The sequence below is a fragment of the Streptomyces sp. NPDC008001 genome (assembly GCF_042958085.1).
Taxonomy (GTDB): Bacteria; Actinomycetota; Actinomycetes; order Streptomycetales; family Streptomycetaceae; genus Streptomyces.
The window spans coordinates 144,944-161,698 of record NZ_JBIBIZ010000004.1; the positions used below are offsets into that span (position 1 = coordinate 144,944).

A 16,755-nucleotide genomic window follows, 5' to 3' on the forward strand; every position below is an offset into this window, starting at 1 on the left:
CGCGGCAGGACCGGGCCCCCGGCGCCGATGTGCCGGGGGCCCGGCGTTTCCTGGGGCCGCCCTCACCCGTCGGCGAGGGCCTGGAGCCGGCTGTACGCGCCGTTGAAGCGGTTGTGGTCACCGACGGACGGGCCGGTGTCGGTGTACTGCCAGAAGGTGTAGTAGTCCCAGCCCGCCGGGAGTTCGCCCGCGGAGGAGCCGTAGCGGGGCACCCACAGGGGGTGGGCGGAGGCGAAGCCGCCGTAGTTGCCGGTGCACTGCTTCCACCAGCCGGTCGACGTGTAGATCCCGGCGTCGCGCCCCGTGCGCGCCTTGTACGTGGCGAAGAAGTCCCCGATCCAGCGGACGAGTGCGCTCGCGCTCATGCCGTAACAGGTCGGTCCGTAGGGGTTGTACTCCATGTCCAGGACGCCCGGCAGCGTCTTCCCGTCGCGGGACCAGCCGCCGCCGTGCGAGGCGAAGTACCCGGCCTGCGCGGCGCCGGAGGAGTTGTCGGGCAGGGCGAAGTGGTAGGCGCCGCGGATCATGCCGGCGTCGTACGAACCGGTGTACTGCTGCGTGAAGTACGGGTTGGTGTAGCTGGTGCCCTCGGTCGCCTTGACGTAGGCGAAGCGGTTGCCGCTGTCGCGGAGGGACGACCAGGCGACGTTGCCGTTGTGGCTGGAGACGTCGACGCCCTCGACCGAGGCGGCCAGCGGCGGGGGAGGGGTGCCGGGGCCCGGGTGCTCGTGGTCCCGCAGGGTGGAGCCGAGCCAGTCCCGCTCGGGGTGGGAGGGGCGCTTCGCGCTTCCGCCGGCGGCGGCGTGCGCGGCGGCCGGCAGGGCGAGCAGGCAGAGAGCGGAGAGGAGGGCGGCGAGGAGCAGGGAGAGGGAGGCGAGAGGGGAGAGGGGGGCGAGGGGGGAGGGGGTGCGTAACGCGGTGGGGGATCTGCGGCCCGTGCGGCCGGATCTGAGCGCGACCATGGCGTGCCTTCCAGAGGGGTCCGTGGGGGGAGTACCGACGCCGCGCCGGAGACGCAAGACGTTGGTATGGCCATGTCACAAATGACGTTATGGGGGCGGACGCGCCAGGGATAGGGGGACGCGGTGCTGCCGTTGGTCTAATCCTGCGAAATACTGGCGGAGCTGCGGTGAAGACCGCGAAGGCGAAAAACTTTCAACAACCGGAAAGCCGGAGAGGGCCCTGACGTGCACCAGACGACTCCCCCGCCCCCCGAGGAGGGCGGGCCGGGCGCCGCGCAGAGCAGAGGTATGGACCAGGCGTACCTCTCCCTGGAACGCGAGCTGGCCGTCTTCCTGCGCCGGGCCCGGGCGTCGTCCGGTGAGATGGCGCGCGAGGTGCACCCCGAGCTGGAGGCCGCCGCCTACGGCCTCCTCGTCCGCCTGGAGGACGCCGGGCAGCAGCGCGCCACGGACCTCGCGGCGTACTTCGGGGTCGGCAAGGCCACGATGAGCCGCCAGCTGCGCGCCCTGGCCGAGCTCGGCCTCGTCACCCGCGAGCCGGACCCGGCGGACGGCCGGGCGTCCCTGGTCCGCATCACGGACGAGGGGCGCGCCCGCTTCACGCGCGTGCGCGACGCACGGCGGGCGCAGTACGTGCGCAAGCTGGCCGACTGGGACCGCGGCGAAGTGGCGGAGCTGGCCCGCCTGCTGCGCCAGCTGAACACGAGCGCCGAGCAGTGAGCCGGCCGGTTCCGCCCGGCCGCTGAGGAAACGGCGCCCGGGACGGGCCCCGCCGGAGCCGTCACAGCCGCACGTACACCACCGAGGCGTCGTCGTGCCGCTTCCCGGACCGTCCGCCGGGCGCGCCGCGCTCGGCGGTTCGCACCCGGTCCACGAGCGCGTCCGGGCCCTCCTTCGCCAGGAGCGCGACGCAGTCCGCCCAGTCCCCCTCCCGGAACACCTCCACCCAGCGCGTCGCGCCGTCCGTGAGCGCGGCCAGCGCCCGTACGTCCTCGCGCGCGAGCGTCCCCGTCACGGCCCGCGCGGCCACGGCCGGGTCGGCAGCGGCCGTGAAGAAGCCGCCCTCCGCGTTGCGCGCGGCATCCGTCACCGGGCCCAGGGCCAGCAGCCGCTCGATGCGGTCGTCCAGGACGGCCGTCACCGCGCCGTCCGGCGCTTCGACGAGCAGGGCCGAGTCGGACAGCACCAGGTACTCCACGCGCTCGTCGTCCCAGCGCGCCACGACCGCCGTGGCCTGAGGCGTGCGCCGGTGGGTGAGGTCGCAGGCGTCCCGATGGGCGTCCGCAGTACGGGAGATGGCCTCCGACAGGCAGGCGGACAGCTTCGTCTCGGGTGCGGCGAGGGCCAGTTCGAGCAGCGCGCCGCCCAACCGGGCCGTGAACCAGGGGACTCCGTGCGTGCATCCCGTCCCGCCGGAGGGCGGTGGAGTGACCCCGTCGAGCAGCACCAGAACGCCGCCCTTACCGGAGGCAGGCAGGGCGGCGGATACGAAGTCCTCGTTCGGGTGTCGGAGATCCCCCGGCCGGGTGGCGAGTTCGATGCGCATGGGGCCAGTGTGCCGGATGCCGGAATTCGACGGTGGCACGTGCGCATCCTGTCGGCGCCCTCCGCGTTGCTTCAAGTGACGTGCTGACCTGGCACGTGTGCGATGAGTGAAGCAGGCCGATTGTCAATCAGCAATGGATGTTCACTCCTTCGGGTGGCCGGGCGGTCGATGGACCCTCCCGGCCCTCAGAGGTGCTGAAAGGGTCAAATCAGTACCAGGGGTGGGACGAGAGAAGATTGTGAGCACCGGTGCGGAAAAAGCGGCTTGGGGGCGGCGGCGGACGGAAGCCGCCGGCCACGGCGGTGCCGGAGCGCACCGCTCGCGTACGTAACCGACTGACCGTATCCGTCGCGGTCATCGCCCTCGCGGTGCTCGGCGCGAGCACCTTCGGCGTCCGGGAGGCCTGGCGCGACCTCACCGAGGCCCGCCGCCTCGCCGCCCTGGCCGACGCCGACGCCTCGGCCCTCGCCCTCGCGCACTCGCTGGCCGACGAGCGCGACGCCATGGTCCAGTACGTGGCGGGCGGCCGCGCCGACTCCACCGGCGCCGGCCTCTCCGACCGCCAACGGGTCGCCGTGGACCGGCAGATCGACGAGTTCCGGCCCGACGCCCCGGCGTCCGTCCGCGACCTCCTCGACGCCCTCCCGCGCACCCGCCGCGAGGCCTACTCCGGCAAGGGCGACGCCATGGCGGCCTACACCGCCTACACACCCGCCGTCCGGGCCCTGCGCGGCCTCGCCGACACCCTCGACCGGCAGGTCGGCGGCGGCGGCTCCGCCGCGCTGCCGCCCCTCGCCCGCGCCACCGAGGCCGCCTCCGCGGGCCGCGGCCTGCTCCTCGGCGCCCTGGCCGCCCAGGGCCGCAAGCCCGAACTGGCCGCCGCGGCCCAGCGCGCCGACGCCCGGACCCAGGACGCCCTGGCCGACTTCACCCGGCTCGCGCCCGCCGGCGCCCGCGACGCCTACGCCGAGGCCGTCACCGGCCCCGAGGTCACCCAGGCCCAGCGCTACCTCGACCGGCTCGCCCGGCCCTCGGCGGCCGCCGAGCTCGCCACCCAGCCCGCCGAGCCCGTCCGCACCGCCCTCACCGCCCGCCTCCAGCGCATGCGAGGCGTCGAGGACGCCCTCGCCGAGGGCGAGGCACCCCGCCTGGAGGCGCTGCGCCACGAGGCCATGACGGAGCTGGAACGGCGCGTGATGGCCGCCGCGCTCTGCCTGTTCACCGCCCTCTTCGCCGGCATCTGGTCCGCCCGCTCGGTCACCCGGCCGCTCGCCGCCGTCCGGCTCGGCACGCGCCGCGTGAGCGCCGACCCCGTCACGGAGGAGCCCGTCACGGTCAAGGGCCGCGACGACGAGTTCGCCGAGACCGCCCGCGCCGTCAACCACCTCCAGGGCAAGTTCCGCCGCCAGCAGGGCCGGATCGCCGCCCTCGAAGGCGAGCGCACCCGCCTCATCGCCGCCCGCCAGGACGCCGCCGACGAGCGCGACTCCCTGCGCGCCGAACAGCAGCGGCTGACCGAGCGGCTCGCCGCCCTGCCCGCCGAGCCCCCGGCCGGCGGCGGCAGCCGCGAGCTGGGCATCCTCGTCGGCCTCTCGCTGCGCACCCTCGGCCTGGTCGAGCGCCAACTGGCCGTCATCGAGGGCATGGAGGCCCACGAGGCCGACCCCGAGCGCCTCGACACGCTCTTCAAGCTCGACCACCTCGCCACCCGGATGCGCCGCAACAGCGAGAACCTCCTCGTCCTCGCCGGCGCCGAGAGCGGCACCGGCCGCGCCGGGCCCGTACCCCTGCTCGACGTCCTGCGGGCGGCCACCGGCGAGATCGAGCGCTACCAGCGGGTGCGCATCCAGTCCCTGCCGCCGCACGCCCGCCTCGCCGGCTTCGCCTCCGAGGACGTCAGCCACCTCGTCGCCGAACTGCTGGAGAACGCCACCGCGTTCTCCCCGCCCGACGCCCAGGTCCAGGTCTCCGCCTGGCACCTGGAGGGCGGCGAGATCGTGCTGTGCGTCCAGGACGAGGGCATCGGCATGGCCCCCGAGCGGCTCGCCGAGGTCAACGCCCTCCTCGCCGACCCCGCCCCGGCAGCGCCCCCGCCGGCCGTCCCCGACCACACCGGCCGGGCCGACGCCGCGGGCCGCACCGGGCAGTCGCCGCTCGGCCTCGGCCTGTACGTCGTCGCCCGGCTCGCCGCCCGGCACGGGATCCGCGTCCAGCTGCGCGAGCAGGCCACCGGCGGGGTCGCCGCCGTCGTGGTCCTGCCCGTGGGCCTGCTGCCCGCCGGGCCGCCCGCCGTCACCGGCCTCGGTGACACCCCGCCCGTCCCCGGCGCCGCCGCCGTCCCCCAGGTCCACCTCCCCGGCTCCATCGCGGAGGCCAACTCCCACACGCTGCGCGGCCGCCCGCACCACACGCACCGGGCGCCCGGAGCCCACGCGGCCCCCGCCCCGGCGCCCCCGCCCGTCCACCCGGCCGACCCGCCGGCCACGCTCCCCGGCCCCGCCGCCCCCGCCGAGGGCCCGGGGGCCTCCGAGGCGACGATGCGGCTCACCGGCTCGGGAGAGGCGGCCCCGCCCGCCGCACCGTCGTCCACGGGCCGCCACGCCCGCCCGCCCGCGCCCGCCGACGGCACGCCCCCGGGCACCCCCGGCGCGGGCCTCCTGCCCAACGGCACCGCGCTGCCCAAGCGCACCCCCAAGGCCGTGACCCCGCGGCCCGCCCCGCAGCGCGTGCGCCAGGGCGTGGACGCCGAAGCGCTGCGCCGCAAGCTCGCCGGCTTCCAGCGCGGCGCCGCCGAAGGACGGCGCGACGCCCAGGCCGAGCTGGCCGGGCGCGACACCCAACGGAACCAAGCGGGCCCGCCGGCCGACGGCGGCACCCCCGAGGAGGCACGCGGTTGACTGCATTCCCCCGGGGGGCGACCCCCGTATCCCCCGCCGGCCCCGCCGCGTACGGGCTGAGCCACGAGGCCCGCAACCTGCACTGGCTGCTGACCAATCTGGTCGAGGAGGTGCCCGGCGTACGGTCCGTCGCCGTCGTCTCCTCCGACGGGCTGCTCCTGCTCTCCTCCGACCCGCGCATGGCGCACCGCGGGGAGAGACCGGAGAGCCCCCGCGGCTCCACCGCCGACCTGGCCACCATCGTCGCCGGCCTGGGCAGCCTGACGACCGGGGCCGCGTGCCTCATGGACGGCGGCTTCGTGAAGCAGACCATGGTCGCGATGGACGAGGGCAGCCTGTTCGTGATGACCATCAGCGACGGCTCGCTGCTGGGCGTCCACGCCGAGCCCGACTGCGACATGAGCTTCGTCGCCTACCACATGGCCCTGTTCGTCGGCCGCGCCGGACACGTCCTCACCCCCGAACTCCGCAGGGAGCTGCGGCAGTCGGTGGAGGCCGTCGGATGACGGGCGGAACCGGCACGGTCCCCGGCACCGGGACGGCCTGCGGCAAGCCGGCCCGCGTCCGCCCGTACTCGCTCGCCGGCGGGCGCCCCCGCCGGTGCCGGCTGCTGCTGGTGGAGACCTTCGTGGCGGCGCTCGACGCGGACGGCACCTCCCCCGGCCGCGGGCCGGGGGAGGGCGCGCGCCACCCGCGCGTCCCGCCCGAAGGCCGCGCCATCCTGGAGCTGTGCCACCGGCTGCGGTCGGTCGCCGAGATCGCGGCGCTGCTGCGGATGCCCCTCGGCGCCGTACGGGTCCTCCTCCTCGAACTGGCCGAGCAGGGCAGGGTCCGCGTCTTCGACACCGCCCACGGCACCGGCCGCCCCGACCGCGTGCTGCTGGAGAGGGTGCTCGGTGGACTGCGCAGACTCTGAACGGCGGCCCGCCGCCGCACCCGGGCCCGCACCCGCATCCCGGTCCGCCACCCCACCCGGGTCCGCCACCGCATCCGGGCTCGTCGCCACGCTCGGGGCCGTCGCCGCCGACGACGCGCCGCGCGCCTGGCAGACCGACCGCACCCGCGCCCCGCACGCCACGAAGATCGTCGTGGCGGGCGGCTTCGGCGTCGGCAAGACCACCTTCGTCGGCTCGGTCTCCGAGATCACGCCCCTGCGCACCGAAGCCGTGATGACGGCCGCCGCGCAGGACGTCGACGACGCCACCGCCACCCCCGCCAAGCGGACGACCACCGTCGCCATGGACTTCGGGCGGCTCACCCTCGACGCCGACCTCGTCCTCTACCTCTTCGGCACACCCGGCCAGAAACGATTCTGGTTCATGTGGGACGACCTCGTGCGCGGCGCGATCGGCGCCGTCGTGCTGGCCGACACCCGCCGCCTCGCGGAGTCCTTCCCCGCCCTCGACTACTTCGAGACGGCCGGCCTGCCGTACGTCGTGGCCGTCAACCACTTCGAGGGCGCCGACCGCTACGCCCCCGAGGCCGTCCACGAGGCGCTCGCCCTGCCGCCGCCCGTCCCGGTGGTGACCATGGACGCCCGGAAGCGCATCACGGTCGTCGACACGCTGCTGGCCCTGGTCGGCCGGGCGCTCGAGACCCTGCCCGAGTGAGGAGCGACCCGTGCGACGGATCCTCATCGCCGGGGCCGGCCAGTCCGGCCTCCAGCTGGCCCTCGGCCTCCAGTCCCACGGCTACGACGTGACCCTGATCTCCAACCGCACCTCCGAAGAGATACGTTCCGGCCGGGTGACGTCCACCCAGTGCATGTTCCCCACGGCCCTGAGCCACGAGCACCAGCTCGGCCTCGGCTTCTGGGCCGCCGCGGCGCCGCGCATCGAGGGCGTCGGCGTCTCCGTCGCCGAGCCCGGCCCCGCCGGCGGCCCGCACCGGCGCGCCGTCGACTGGCTCGGCCGGCTCGGCGGCTGCGCCCAGTCGGTGGACCAGCGGCTGAAGATGTCCGGCTGGCTCGACACCTTCGCCGACCGCGGCGGCCGCCTGGTCGTCCACGCCGCCGCGGTCTCCGACCTGGACGCCCTCGCCGGCCACTACGACCTGGTGCTCGTCGCCACGGGCAAGGGCGAGCTCGCGGAGCTCTTCCCCCGCGACCCCGCCCGCTCCCCGCACACCGCCCCGCAGCGGGCCCTGGCCGTCGCCTACGTGCACGGGCTCGCCCCGCGCCCCGAGCACCCGGACACCGAGGCGGTGCGCTGCACCTTCGTGCCCGGCGCGGGGGAGCTGTTCGTGCTGCCGGTGCTCACCGTCTCCGGCCGCGCCGACGTGCTGTTCTGGGAGGCCGTGCCGGACGGGCCGCTGGATGCCTTCCAGGATCAGCCCGGCCCCGCCGAGCACCTGGCGCGGACCCTGGAGCTGATGGAGCACTACGTGCCCTGGGAGTACGCCCGGGCCACCCGCGTCGAGCTCACCGACGCCCAGGCCACCCTGGCCGGGCGCTACACCCCGGCCGTGCGCGACCCCGTCGGGCGGCTGCCCTCCGGCGGGCTCGCCCTCGGCGTCGCGGACGCGGTCGTGGCCGACGACCCCGTCACCGGGCAGGGCGCCAACTCCGCCGCCAAGTGCGCCGCCGCCTATCTCGCCGCGATCGTCCGGCACGGCGAGCGGCCCTTCGACGAGGCGTGGATGCGCGCGGCGTTCGCCCGCCACTGGGCCTCGGCCCGGCACGCCACCGCCTGGACCAACGCGATGCTCGCGCCGCGGCAGCCCGGCCACGTACGGGAGCTGCTGGAGGCGGCGGGCCGGCACCAGCCCCTCGCCGACCGCATCGCCGCCGGCTTCGACGACCCGGCGGGCATCGCGGACTGCTTCCTCGACGCGGGGCGGGCGGCGGAGTGCGTGACGGAGGCGGGGGCACGGAGAGCCGGTGCGGGGCAGGCAGCGGGGGCCGCCGGCTGACCCCGGCGGCCCCCGGGCCCCTCACGTCCTCTCACGTCCTCGAAGGGGCCTCCGCGGACCCGTAGCCCGTGTCGGAGCCGGACGCGGCGCCGTCCGGCAGCGGCGGCAGCTCGTACTTCCGCAGCGGCGCCGCGCCGGCGTCCGGGCGGACCGCACCGAGCAGCGGGTTCGCGGCGATCGGGGAGACCTTCACGGTCCCGCCCGGCCGCGGTGCCTGTATCACCAGGCCGTTGCCGATGTAGAGCGCGACGTGCGTCGCCCCCTCGAAGTAGACCACCAGGTCGCCCGGGCGCAGCTCGTCCAGCGACACCCGGGGCAGGGTCCGCCACTGCTCCTGGCTCGTGCGCGGGATGGCGCCGCCCGCGTGGGCCCAGGCCTGCGAGGTGAGCCCCGAGCAGTCGAAGGCGTCCGGCCCGGCCGCGCCCCACACGTAGGGCTTGCCGAGCTGCTGGAACGCGTAGGCGATGGCCTTGCCGCCCGCGGCCGACGGTCTGGCCGAGCCGCTCAGCCGGCCCGAGGCGAGCAGCGCGCGCTGCGCCTCGCCGATGTTCTTCTGCTCCAGCCCCCGGACCTCGGCGAGCTGCGTGCCGGTCAGCGACGCGAGCATCTTCTCGACCTCGCCGAGGCTCTTCTTGACCTTGTCGCGCTGCAGCTTCTGCCGCGCGGCCAGCACCTGCTGCTCGTTGAGGGCGTCCCGCGCCTTGACGGCCAGGTCCGAGGCGCGCTTCGCGTCCTTCGTGAGGCGGCCGACGGTGGCCGCCCGCTGGCCCGCCGCGCGCTGGATCTGGTGCCCCCGGTCGAGGGCCTGCTGAGGGTTCGGGCTGAGCAGGACGGAGACGTACGGGGCGAGGGTGCCGCTCGTGCCCTGGTACTGCTCCCGGGCGAGCCGCCCGGCGGCGTCGCGGCTGCCGGTGAGGGCGGCGCGGGCGGACATCAGGTCGCCGTTGAGCTCGTCCACCCGCTTGTGCTGCGCCTTGAGCTTCTCCTCGGTCGCGTTGTAGGTCTCGGTGGCCTCTTCGGCCTTCTGGTAGAGGGCCTGGAGGCGGGTGAGGAGGGTGTGGACGGACGGCTGGTCGGGCGGGGCGGCGGGGGCCGCCGCCGCCAGGGGCGGGGGCAGTGCGAGCGACGCGGCGCCGGCCATCAGCGCCGCCGTGCAGACAGAACGCACGAACCGTCCTGACACGAGCTCACCTCCGGTGTGGGGCGTGATCGTTTTGCCCAGGGAGGATCGTGCCACGTGTGGTCCTATTTATGGGAGTGCTGTGGGCGAATCCGCCTAACCCGCTCACCCCTTGGTTGCCCGCTCGTCACCCGGCCGGCGGTGCGCCGCCACCCGCGTGCCCCGGATGCGGCCGGGAGGCGCCCTTGCGGCGGGCGGGGCGCCTCCCCGGCGGCGTCAGCGCTTGGTCCACGGCCACTTCAAGCCGCGGTCCGGCCGGCGTCCCTCCGGGTCGTACACGTACTTCCAGCCCTTGTGCAGCCCCAGGCGGCGCGTCGTGCCCGCCTGGACCCGGTGGTAGACGAGGACCGTCGGCGCCCCACCGTGCTCGTCCGGCACCGGGACCTCGTAGACCTTGGGCGGATGCCCGGTGTGTCCCAGCAGTACCGGCAGTACGCGTCCGTCCAGGGGGCCGCCCTCGAAGGGCGTATTCTCGCTTCTCACGCCCCCAGTCTCCGTCAGACGCGCAGTCCACTCGCGGACGTAGCGGATCAGAGCAGGTGCGCCGCGTCCGACACCACCGGCATGACCTGGCGGGCCAGGCGCCCCACGGGCCCGTCCGCACCCTCCAGGGACAGTGCCGCGCGGGTGGTCTCGGCCGTCTGCGGGTCGCTCGCCGACGTGGCCGCCAGGAGCGCCACGAAGTGGTCGACCAGCCAGTCCCGCAGCTCCTCCACCGGGGGCTGCTTGCCCTCGTCCAGCCAGATGAGGGACGCCGCCTCCACGGCCGTGATCCACGTGCGGACCATCATGCGCAGCCGGGGCCCGGGCTCCGGCACCTGCAGGTGCTTGAGGATCTGCGCGGCGGCCGCCCGCCGCACCCCGTCCACGATCGCGCCCGTGCGGGAGGTCTCGGCGACGCTGCCGCCCTGCAGCAGCGCGCTGAACCCGGCGTCGTGCTCGTCCACGAAGGCCAGGTAGCGGTCGAGGGCGGCGGCCAGGCGGCCGGTGAGCGGGCCGGTCTGCGGCTCGGCGAAGCACAGCTCCAGGTCGTCGGCGGCGCTGCGCAGCGCCGTCTCGTACAGCTGGGGCTTGCCCCCGGGGAAGTAGCGGTACACGAGCGGCCTCGACACCTTGGCGGCCGCCGCCACGTCGTCCAGGGAGACGTCCTCCGGCGCGTGGTGGGCGAAGAGGACGAGGGCGGCGGAGATCAGCTGGGTGCGGCGTTCCTCCACGCTGAGTCTGCGGTAGGCGGGGCGGGCGGACGGAGTCGGTGCTGCCGGGGCGGTTCCGCTGCCGTTCATGCAGGGCAGCGTAACGGGGCGGGCGGGGCCGGCCGCCCCGCGGCTCAGGCCAGCAGGCCGGAGCTGCGCCACAGGCGGCGCCCCGCGCCCCGCAGCACGCCGATGTCGCCGAGGAAGTCGGTGAGCCGCTTGGCGCCGGTCTGCATGACCTCGCGCCGGTGGCCGCTGGCCCTCACCTGGGCGACGGCCTCGCGCCGGTCCAGACCCACGTTCGTGTAGACGGCCGGGTTGACGAAGGCGACGGAGAAGACCCGGGCGGCCTCGCCGCAGCTGAGCCGGGTCAGGGACGCCTCCCAGCGCGGGCAGCTCACCATCTGGCGGCGCAGCTCCTCGCGCGCGTACCGGACGTGGCGCGCCTCCTCCACGACGTGGATCCGCGTGACGCCGCGCACCAGCGGCTGCACCCGCTCGTCGGGGAAGGTGAGGCGCTGCATGTAGTCGAGGATCTCCTCGCCGAGCAGCGTGCAGGCGAACGAACCGGGCGTGGTGGACACGGTCTTGAGGACGCGCGCGAGGTTGTGGTGCAGGCCGGAGACGGGGTAGGCGGGGGCGCCGCCGCGCTCGATCAGCCGGGCGAACATCTTGGAGTGCCGGCACTCGTCGGCTATCTCGGTGAGGGCGTAGCGGACGTGGGCGCTGGTGGCGGGCTTGTCGTAGACGTGCCGCACCAGCAGCTGCATCAGGATGAGTTCGAACCAGATGCCGAGGGAGGCGAGCGAGGCGGCCTCGTGCCGGGAGAGCTCGATGCGCTGCTCCTCGGACATCGTGCGCCACAGGGGAGTGCCGTAGAGGGAGAGCAGTTCGGGCGGCCAGAACCACTTGCCGTCCTCCAGGGGCGCGTCCCAGTCGAGCGCGGTGTCGGGGTCGAAGGAGTGTCTGGCGGAGGACTCCAGCAGCCGGAGGGCGACCTGTTCGCGGTCCTTGAGGGGCCCGAGGGCGTCCCGGGACGGGCTGGCTACAGGGTTACTTGGGGTCACACCCTTATGAGACTACCTGTCAGCAAGGCCGTCAATCCTTTCGGGTGAGTTGATGAAGGATCGTTGACCCGGCGGTAACCGGCGTGTGAGCCTGCCAGCGAGACCGCCGCGTGTGAGCCTGCCAGTGAGACCGCCGGAGGACGGGAGACGCCGATGACGGCGCAGAACCTCTACGCACATGACCCCGGTGACCGCGGCTGGACGGTGCCGGCCACCGGGGCGGCCCGCTTCAGCTGGGAGTACGACGAGGGGCGCGACCGCCTCCTCGCCCTCTACCAGAAGGGCAAGGACAAGCAGTGGGACGCGCAGAAGCGCATCGACTGGGACCTCCCCGTCGATCCCCACGACCCGCTCGGCCTGCCCGACAGCACCGACCCGCTCTACGGCACCCCGTACTGGGACCGGATGAGCGACAAGGACAAGGGCGAGCTCCGCCGCCGCTACGCGGCCTGGCAGTTCAGCCAGTTCCTCCACGGCGAACAGGGCGCGATGGTCTGCGCCGCCCGCATCGTGGAGTCCGTGCCCGACCTGGACGCCAAGTTCTACTCGGCCACCCAGACGATGGACGAGGCCCGCCACGCCGAGCTCTACAGCCGCTTCCTCCACGAGAAGATCGGCCTGGTCTACCCCATCGACGACAACCTCCGGTCGCTGCTGGGCGACACCCTGCGCGACTCCCGCTGGGACATGCCGTACCTCGGCATGCAGGTGCTCATCGAGGGCCTGGCCCTCGCCGCCTTCGGCATGCTGCGCGACATCACGGACAAGCCGCTGCCGCACCAGATCCTCGCCTACGTCATGCAGGACGAGGCCCGGCACGTCGCCTTCGGCCGGATGGCGCTGCGCGACTACTACCGCCAGCTGTCGCAGGCCGAGCTGCGCGAACGCGAGGAGTTCGTCATCGAGGGCTGCTATCTGATGCGCGACCGGCTGCGCGGAGAGGTCGTCCTCACCGACTTCGGCATCCCCCGCGACGAGGCCGTCCGGCTGACCGAGGAATCCGAATACATGCGGGCCTTCCGCCAGTTGCTGTTCTCGCGCATCGTGCCGTGCGTCAAGGACATCGGCCTGTGGGGCGAGCGGCTGCAGCGCGCGTACGTCGACATGGGCGTGCTGGAGCTGGGCGACGCGAGCCTGGAGCTGCTCATGACGCAGGACGAGGAGATCGCCGAGAAGCTCGACGCCGAGCGCTTCGCGGCGGAGGAGGCGGCGCGGAAGGGGGAGGTCGCGGAGGCGATCGCGACCGGTGCCGGAGGGGCGGCCGCAACGGGTGCGGGAGAGGTGGCCGCAACGCCGGAAGTGTGAGCGCCCGCAAGGGACTTGAGACGGCTTAGGGGCGATGTCCTTCTTCGGACCCGCTTGGGAACCTTCCTTTCGGTATGGACGTCTTCGGGTGCACACCGAGGGAGGGGACGCTCATGGCACGACCGGCCGCTCGGAGGAACCGGCACCTCGTCGTCGCGACGGCGGCGGCAGCGGCGCTCTTCGCCACGATGTCCGGATGCGTGGCCATGGCCACGGAGGACCCGGGCACGAGCGCGGGCCCGAGCAGGAGCAACGGCAGCGGAAGCGACAAGGGCAGGGGCGGCGGGGACGGGAAGTCCCCGGGTGCGGCGTCCCCGGGCGTGACGACTCCGCCGGCACGGGTGTCGGCCGAGATCACGCACGAGAGCGAGGACCCAGGAAAAACGGTCAACCTGACGATCGACGACGGACCCGAGCCCGGCTGGACGGTGAAGGTCCTCGACCTGCTCAAGAAGTACGACGCGAAGGCGACGTTCTGCATCATCGGGTCGCGGGCCAAGGAGTACCCCGACCTCGTGAAGAAGGTCGCCGCGGCCGGCCACCGGCTCTGCGACCACTCCGTCGACCACAACACCGCCATGGACAAGCGCTCCGAGGCCTACCAGGAACAACAGGTCCTGGACGCCCGCAAGATGATCGAGCAGGCGGCGGGGGAGGGGGCGCAGGTGCGCTACTACCGGGCGCCGGGCGGGGCGTTCACCCCGTACAGCCGCGAGGTCGCCGCGTCGCACGGCATGCGCCCGCTCGGCTGGAACGTTGACACGCGCGACTGGCGCAACCCCGGCGTCGACCGGATCGTTGCCGCGGTCAAGTCGGGTATGAAGGAGGGACCGACCGTCCTCTTCCACGACGGGGGCGGCAACCGGAGCCAGACGGTCGCCGCCCTGGAGCAGCTGCTGCCGTGGTTCAAGGAGCAGGGGTACAAGTTCAGCTACCCCAAGATCTGACGGCGGGAGGCGGGTAGGCGGGGAGGCCGGGGAGGCCGCTTCTCCGGTCGTCACTAGCGGTCGTCACCAGCGGAAGACATCGGTGGCCGGCGGCGGGCCGGCGGGCTCCGGGAGGGAGGTGGCGTTGCGCGGGTGGTCCGGGACGAGGAACCACTTGCGGGCCGAGGCGAGCCACCAGGCACCGGCGAACCCCAGGACGGCGGCGACCGCGACGGGGGCGTAGTTGAACGTGCCGGCGGTGACGGGGCTCGCCTGCGGCAGCATGAACAGCACGGTGATCAGGGCGACCCAGCCGACGGCCACGACGCCCACGGGCTTCGACCAGCGGCCCAGGTGCCAGGGCCCGCGCTCGAAGGCGTCGCCCTTGCGCAGCCGCAGCAGGGTCGGCGCGGCGTAGGCGAGGTACAGGCCGATCGTGGCGATCGAGGTCACGGCGGCGTAGGCGGTGGAGTTGACGAGGTACGGCAGGCCCAGGGCGAACGCGCCCGCGGCGGCCAGCCAGACGGCGTTGGTGGGGGTGCGCGTCTGCGGGTTGATCCGGTGCCAGACGCGGGAGAAGGGCAGGGCGCCGTCGCGCGAGAAGGCGTAGATCATCCGTGAGTTGGCGGTCACCGACGCCATGCCGCAGAAGAGCTGCGCGGCGATCACGACGAGCAGCAGCAGCTTCCCGCCGGCCGCGCCGAGCGCGTCCATGAAGATCTGCGCGGGCGGGACGCCGGTCGCCGTGCCGGACGTGCCGTCCCAGTCCTGGATCGCGTACGTCAGGCCGGCCAGCAGCACGAAGCCGGCGATCCAGGACGCCCAGATCGAGCGGACGATGCCGCGCGGCCCGGCGACGGCCGCGTCGTTCGTCTCCTCGGTCATGTGGGCGGAGGCGTCGTAACCGGTGAAGGTGTACTGCGCGACGAGGAGCGAGAGCAGCCCGACGTAGAAGCCGGAGCCCCAGCCCGTGTCGTTGACGAAGTGCGTGAAGACGAAGGACGTCGACTGGTGGTGGTCGGGGACGAGGGCGAGCGCGCCGACGATGACCAGGACGCCCAGCACGTGCCACCACACGCTCACGGAATTCAGGAAGGCGACCAGGCGCACCCCGAAGGTGTTCAGCACGGCGTGCAGCAGGAGCACCGCGCCGAACAGCGCGATCGTACGGCCGGGCGTGGCCGCGAAGCCGAACTGCAGGTCGAGGTAGGCGTTCAGGAACGCCGCCGCCCCGAAGTCGATCCCGGCGGTCGCCGCGACCTGCCCCAGCACGTTGAACCAGCCGGTGAACCACGCCCACGCCGCCCGCGACCGCTCGGGCGCCATCCGGTGCGCCCAGAAGTACAGACCGGCGGAGGTGGGGTACGAGGAGCACACCTCCGCCATCGCCAGCCCCACGACCAGCGACATCGCGCCCACACCGATCCAGCCCCAGGTGAGCATCGCCGGCCCGCCCGTCTTCATGCCGAACCCGTACAGCGTCATGCAGCCGGAGAGCACGGAGATGATCGTGAACGAGACGGCGAAATTGGCGAATCCCGACATGTGACGGGCGAGGACCTGCGTGTAGCCGAGCTGGCGGAGGCGCTCCTCGTCGGAGACGCCGGGGATGTCGAGTGGCACGCGATTCTCTTTCTCGTGAATACGGTGATTACGGTCAAGGAATGTGCGTGGTGCGGGGTGCTTGGCGCGTGGTCGGGGGAGTAGGTGACCGGTGGAGTACGTGACCGGTGCGATTCACCAGTGCGGAGGGCGGGGGACGCGGGGGCCACGGGGAGCACGGGGAACGCGCCCGGACCGGACGGCCCGGAGCGCCCACTCCCGGTGCCGGAGGAAGAGCTCCCGGGGATCCCCGCAGTACGACCAGGGCACTTCGGAGGCGTAGGGCCCGATGGCCCGGAACACCTCGTAGGCCTCGGAGTGCCGCCCCGCGAAGGCGAGCGCGTGGGCGAGGTAATTGGCGTCGTCCATGAACTGGGCGTGGGGCTGCGGCCCGCGCCGCCGCCACCAGCCGTCCAGCACCTGGTCGATGTGGGGGCAGTCGATCCAGGGGTGGATGCTCAGCCCGTAACTGCCGGCGTCGGTCTCCATCCGGTGCCGGTGCGACTCGGCGAGCGCCACCAGCGGCAGCACGGCGAGCGGCAGCCCCCGGGGCGCCGTGTCGGCCCGCTCCTGCGCCCAGTGGAACATCTCGGCCCCGGAGCCGTGGTTGCGCGCGAAGAGGTAGGTGAGCAGCTCGTGGTGGGCCTCGCGGTTGTACGGGTCCCGCCGCACGACCTCGGCCCACACCTGCTCCAGCACGTTCCGGCCCGGTGCGTGGACCCGGATCAGCGCGAGCATCACCACCCAGGGCGAGGGGTCGCCCGGCACGGCCTCGGCGGCCGCAAGACAGGTCCCCCAGGCCCGCTCCATGTCGGCCCGCCCCGCCCCGGCCCCGCTGATCATCGACCGCACCGCCTGCACGTGCGCGAGCAGCGCCAGCGCGTCCCCGGACCCCGGCTCGGCCCGCGCCCACGTATCGGCGAACCGCAACCCCGCCCCGGCCCGCGCCAGCACCTGCAACCGGAAGATCCGCCGGTCCCAGTCGCCCCCGGTGGCCGCGATCAGATCCCGCGGCCCCTCCCACCGCCCCATGGCGGCGTCCTCCAGCACGGCCCGTAACGGCACGTCGTCCCGGGCCTGATGCAGATCCAGCCCCTGCCCGTCCCCCCGCCGAAACCTCATCGCCCCGCTCCCCCGGTATGCGTCAAGGAGGCGTGCCGCAGCAGA

At 74.0% G+C, this 16,755-nt stretch carries 16 protein-coding genes; 8 read left to right on the forward strand and 8 right to left on the reverse strand.

The genetic code is table 11. From position 1 onward, the window contains the following. Positions 1-62 precede the first annotated feature (62 nt). Positions 63-962 (reverse strand): lysozyme, encoded by a 900-nt coding sequence (locus ACFZCD_RS12225; RefSeq protein WP_391829746.1) that lies wholly within the window; start codon positions 960-962, stop codon positions 63-65. Between the two features lie 288 nt (positions 963-1,250). Here ACFZCD_RS12225 and ACFZCD_RS12230 point away from each other — a divergent pair, with 288 nt between their 5' ends. Beyond that, positions 1,251-1,682: a MarR family winged helix-turn-helix transcriptional regulator gene (locus tag ACFZCD_RS12230; RefSeq protein ID WP_391829747.1), complete on the forward strand. Its 432-nt coding sequence runs from the start codon at positions 1,251-1,253 to the stop codon at positions 1,680-1,682. 61 nt (positions 1,683-1,743) lie between these two features. On the opposite strand, the gene ACFZCD_RS12235 is transcribed toward ACFZCD_RS12230, so the two are convergent. After that, positions 1,744-2,508 (reverse strand): protein phosphatase 2C domain-containing protein, encoded by a 765-nt coding sequence (locus tag ACFZCD_RS12235; protein ID WP_391829748.1) that lies wholly within the window; start codon positions 2,506-2,508, stop codon positions 1,744-1,746. 302 nt (positions 2,509-2,810) lie between these two features. Between ACFZCD_RS12235 and ACFZCD_RS12240 the strand changes: the two genes are divergently transcribed. Genes ACFZCD_RS12240 through ACFZCD_RS12260 form a run of 5 tightly spaced genes read left to right on the forward strand, consistent with a single transcriptional unit; the run spans position 2,811 to position 8,315 of the window. Then, on the forward strand, positions 2,811-5,405 hold the full coding sequence (locus ACFZCD_RS12240) for a nitrate- and nitrite sensing domain-containing protein (RefSeq protein WP_391829749.1): 2,595 nt from the start codon (positions 2,811-2,813) through the stop codon (positions 5,403-5,405). Continuing rightward, positions 5,402-5,911, forward strand: a complete 510-nt coding sequence (locus ACFZCD_RS12245) for a roadblock/LC7 domain-containing protein (RefSeq protein WP_391829750.1) — start codon at positions 5,402-5,404, stop codon at positions 5,909-5,911. Before ACFZCD_RS12240 ends, ACFZCD_RS12245 begins: the two co-directional genes overlap by 4 nt. After that, positions 5,908-6,321: a DUF742 domain-containing protein gene (locus tag ACFZCD_RS12250; RefSeq protein ID WP_391829751.1), complete on the forward strand. Its 414-nt coding sequence runs from the start codon at positions 5,908-5,910 to the stop codon at positions 6,319-6,321. The genes ACFZCD_RS12245 and ACFZCD_RS12250 overlap by 4 nt, the downstream gene beginning before the upstream one ends. Next, positions 6,302-7,015, forward strand: a complete 714-nt coding sequence (locus ACFZCD_RS12255) for an ATP/GTP-binding protein (protein ID WP_391829752.1) — start codon at positions 6,302-6,304, stop codon at positions 7,013-7,015. Before ACFZCD_RS12250 ends, ACFZCD_RS12255 begins: the two co-directional genes overlap by 20 nt. A 10-nt stretch (positions 7,016-7,025) precedes the next feature. After that, positions 7,026-8,315 (forward strand): styrene monooxygenase/indole monooxygenase family protein, encoded by a 1,290-nt coding sequence (locus ACFZCD_RS12260; RefSeq protein WP_391829753.1) that lies wholly within the window; start codon positions 7,026-7,028, stop codon positions 8,313-8,315. A 31-nt stretch (positions 8,316-8,346) separates the two neighbouring features. On the opposite strand, the gene ACFZCD_RS12265 is transcribed toward ACFZCD_RS12260, so the two are convergent. From ACFZCD_RS12265 to ACFZCD_RS12280, 4 genes are all read right to left on the reverse strand, one after another. Continuing rightward, positions 8,347-9,456, reverse strand: coding sequence for a C40 family peptidase (locus ACFZCD_RS12265; protein ID WP_391830357.1), 1,110 nt, complete (start codon positions 9,454-9,456; stop codon positions 8,347-8,349). A 255-nt stretch (positions 9,457-9,711) separates the two neighbouring features. Next, positions 9,712-9,978 carry a hypothetical protein gene (locus ACFZCD_RS12270; RefSeq protein ID WP_391829754.1) on the reverse strand — a complete coding sequence of 89 codons (267 nt, stop codon included), beginning with the start codon at positions 9,976-9,978 and terminating at the stop codon, positions 9,712-9,714. Between the two features lie 47 nt (positions 9,979-10,025). Further along, a complete protein-coding gene (locus ACFZCD_RS12275) occupies positions 10,026-10,778 on the reverse strand; it encodes a TetR/AcrR family transcriptional regulator (protein ID WP_391829755.1) in 753 nt (250 codons plus the stop codon). A gap of 44 nt (positions 10,779-10,822) precedes the next feature. Further along, positions 10,823-11,755, reverse strand: coding sequence for a diiron oxygenase (locus tag ACFZCD_RS12280; RefSeq protein ID WP_391829756.1), 933 nt, complete (start codon positions 11,753-11,755; stop codon positions 10,823-10,825). A gap of 153 nt (positions 11,756-11,908) precedes the next feature. Here ACFZCD_RS12280 and ACFZCD_RS12285 point away from each other — a divergent pair, with 153 nt between their 5' ends. Both ACFZCD_RS12285 and ACFZCD_RS12290 read left to right on the forward strand, forming a co-directional pair. Then, on the forward strand, positions 11,909-13,060 hold the full coding sequence (locus ACFZCD_RS12285) for a ferritin-like domain-containing protein (protein WP_391829757.1): 1,152 nt from the start codon (positions 11,909-11,911) through the stop codon (positions 13,058-13,060). Positions 13,061-13,173: 113 nt separating this feature from the next. Beyond that, positions 13,174-14,007 (forward strand): polysaccharide deacetylase family protein, encoded by an 834-nt coding sequence (locus ACFZCD_RS12290; RefSeq protein WP_391829758.1) that lies wholly within the window; start codon positions 13,174-13,176, stop codon positions 14,005-14,007. 63 nt (positions 14,008-14,070) lie between these two features. On the opposite strand, the gene ACFZCD_RS12295 is transcribed toward ACFZCD_RS12290, so the two are convergent. Both ACFZCD_RS12295 and ACFZCD_RS12300 read right to left on the reverse strand, forming a co-directional pair. Then, positions 14,071-15,609, reverse strand: a complete 1,539-nt coding sequence (locus tag ACFZCD_RS12295; protein WP_391829759.1) for an amino acid permease — start codon at positions 15,607-15,609, stop codon at positions 14,071-14,073. A gap of 114 nt (positions 15,610-15,723) precedes the next feature. Next, the gene (locus ACFZCD_RS12300) at positions 15,724-16,710 is read right to left on the reverse strand and encodes a hypothetical protein (RefSeq protein ID WP_391829760.1); all 987 of its coding nucleotides are present in this window, start codon (positions 16,708-16,710) and stop codon (positions 15,724-15,726) included. Positions 16,711-16,755 lie beyond the last annotated feature (45 nt).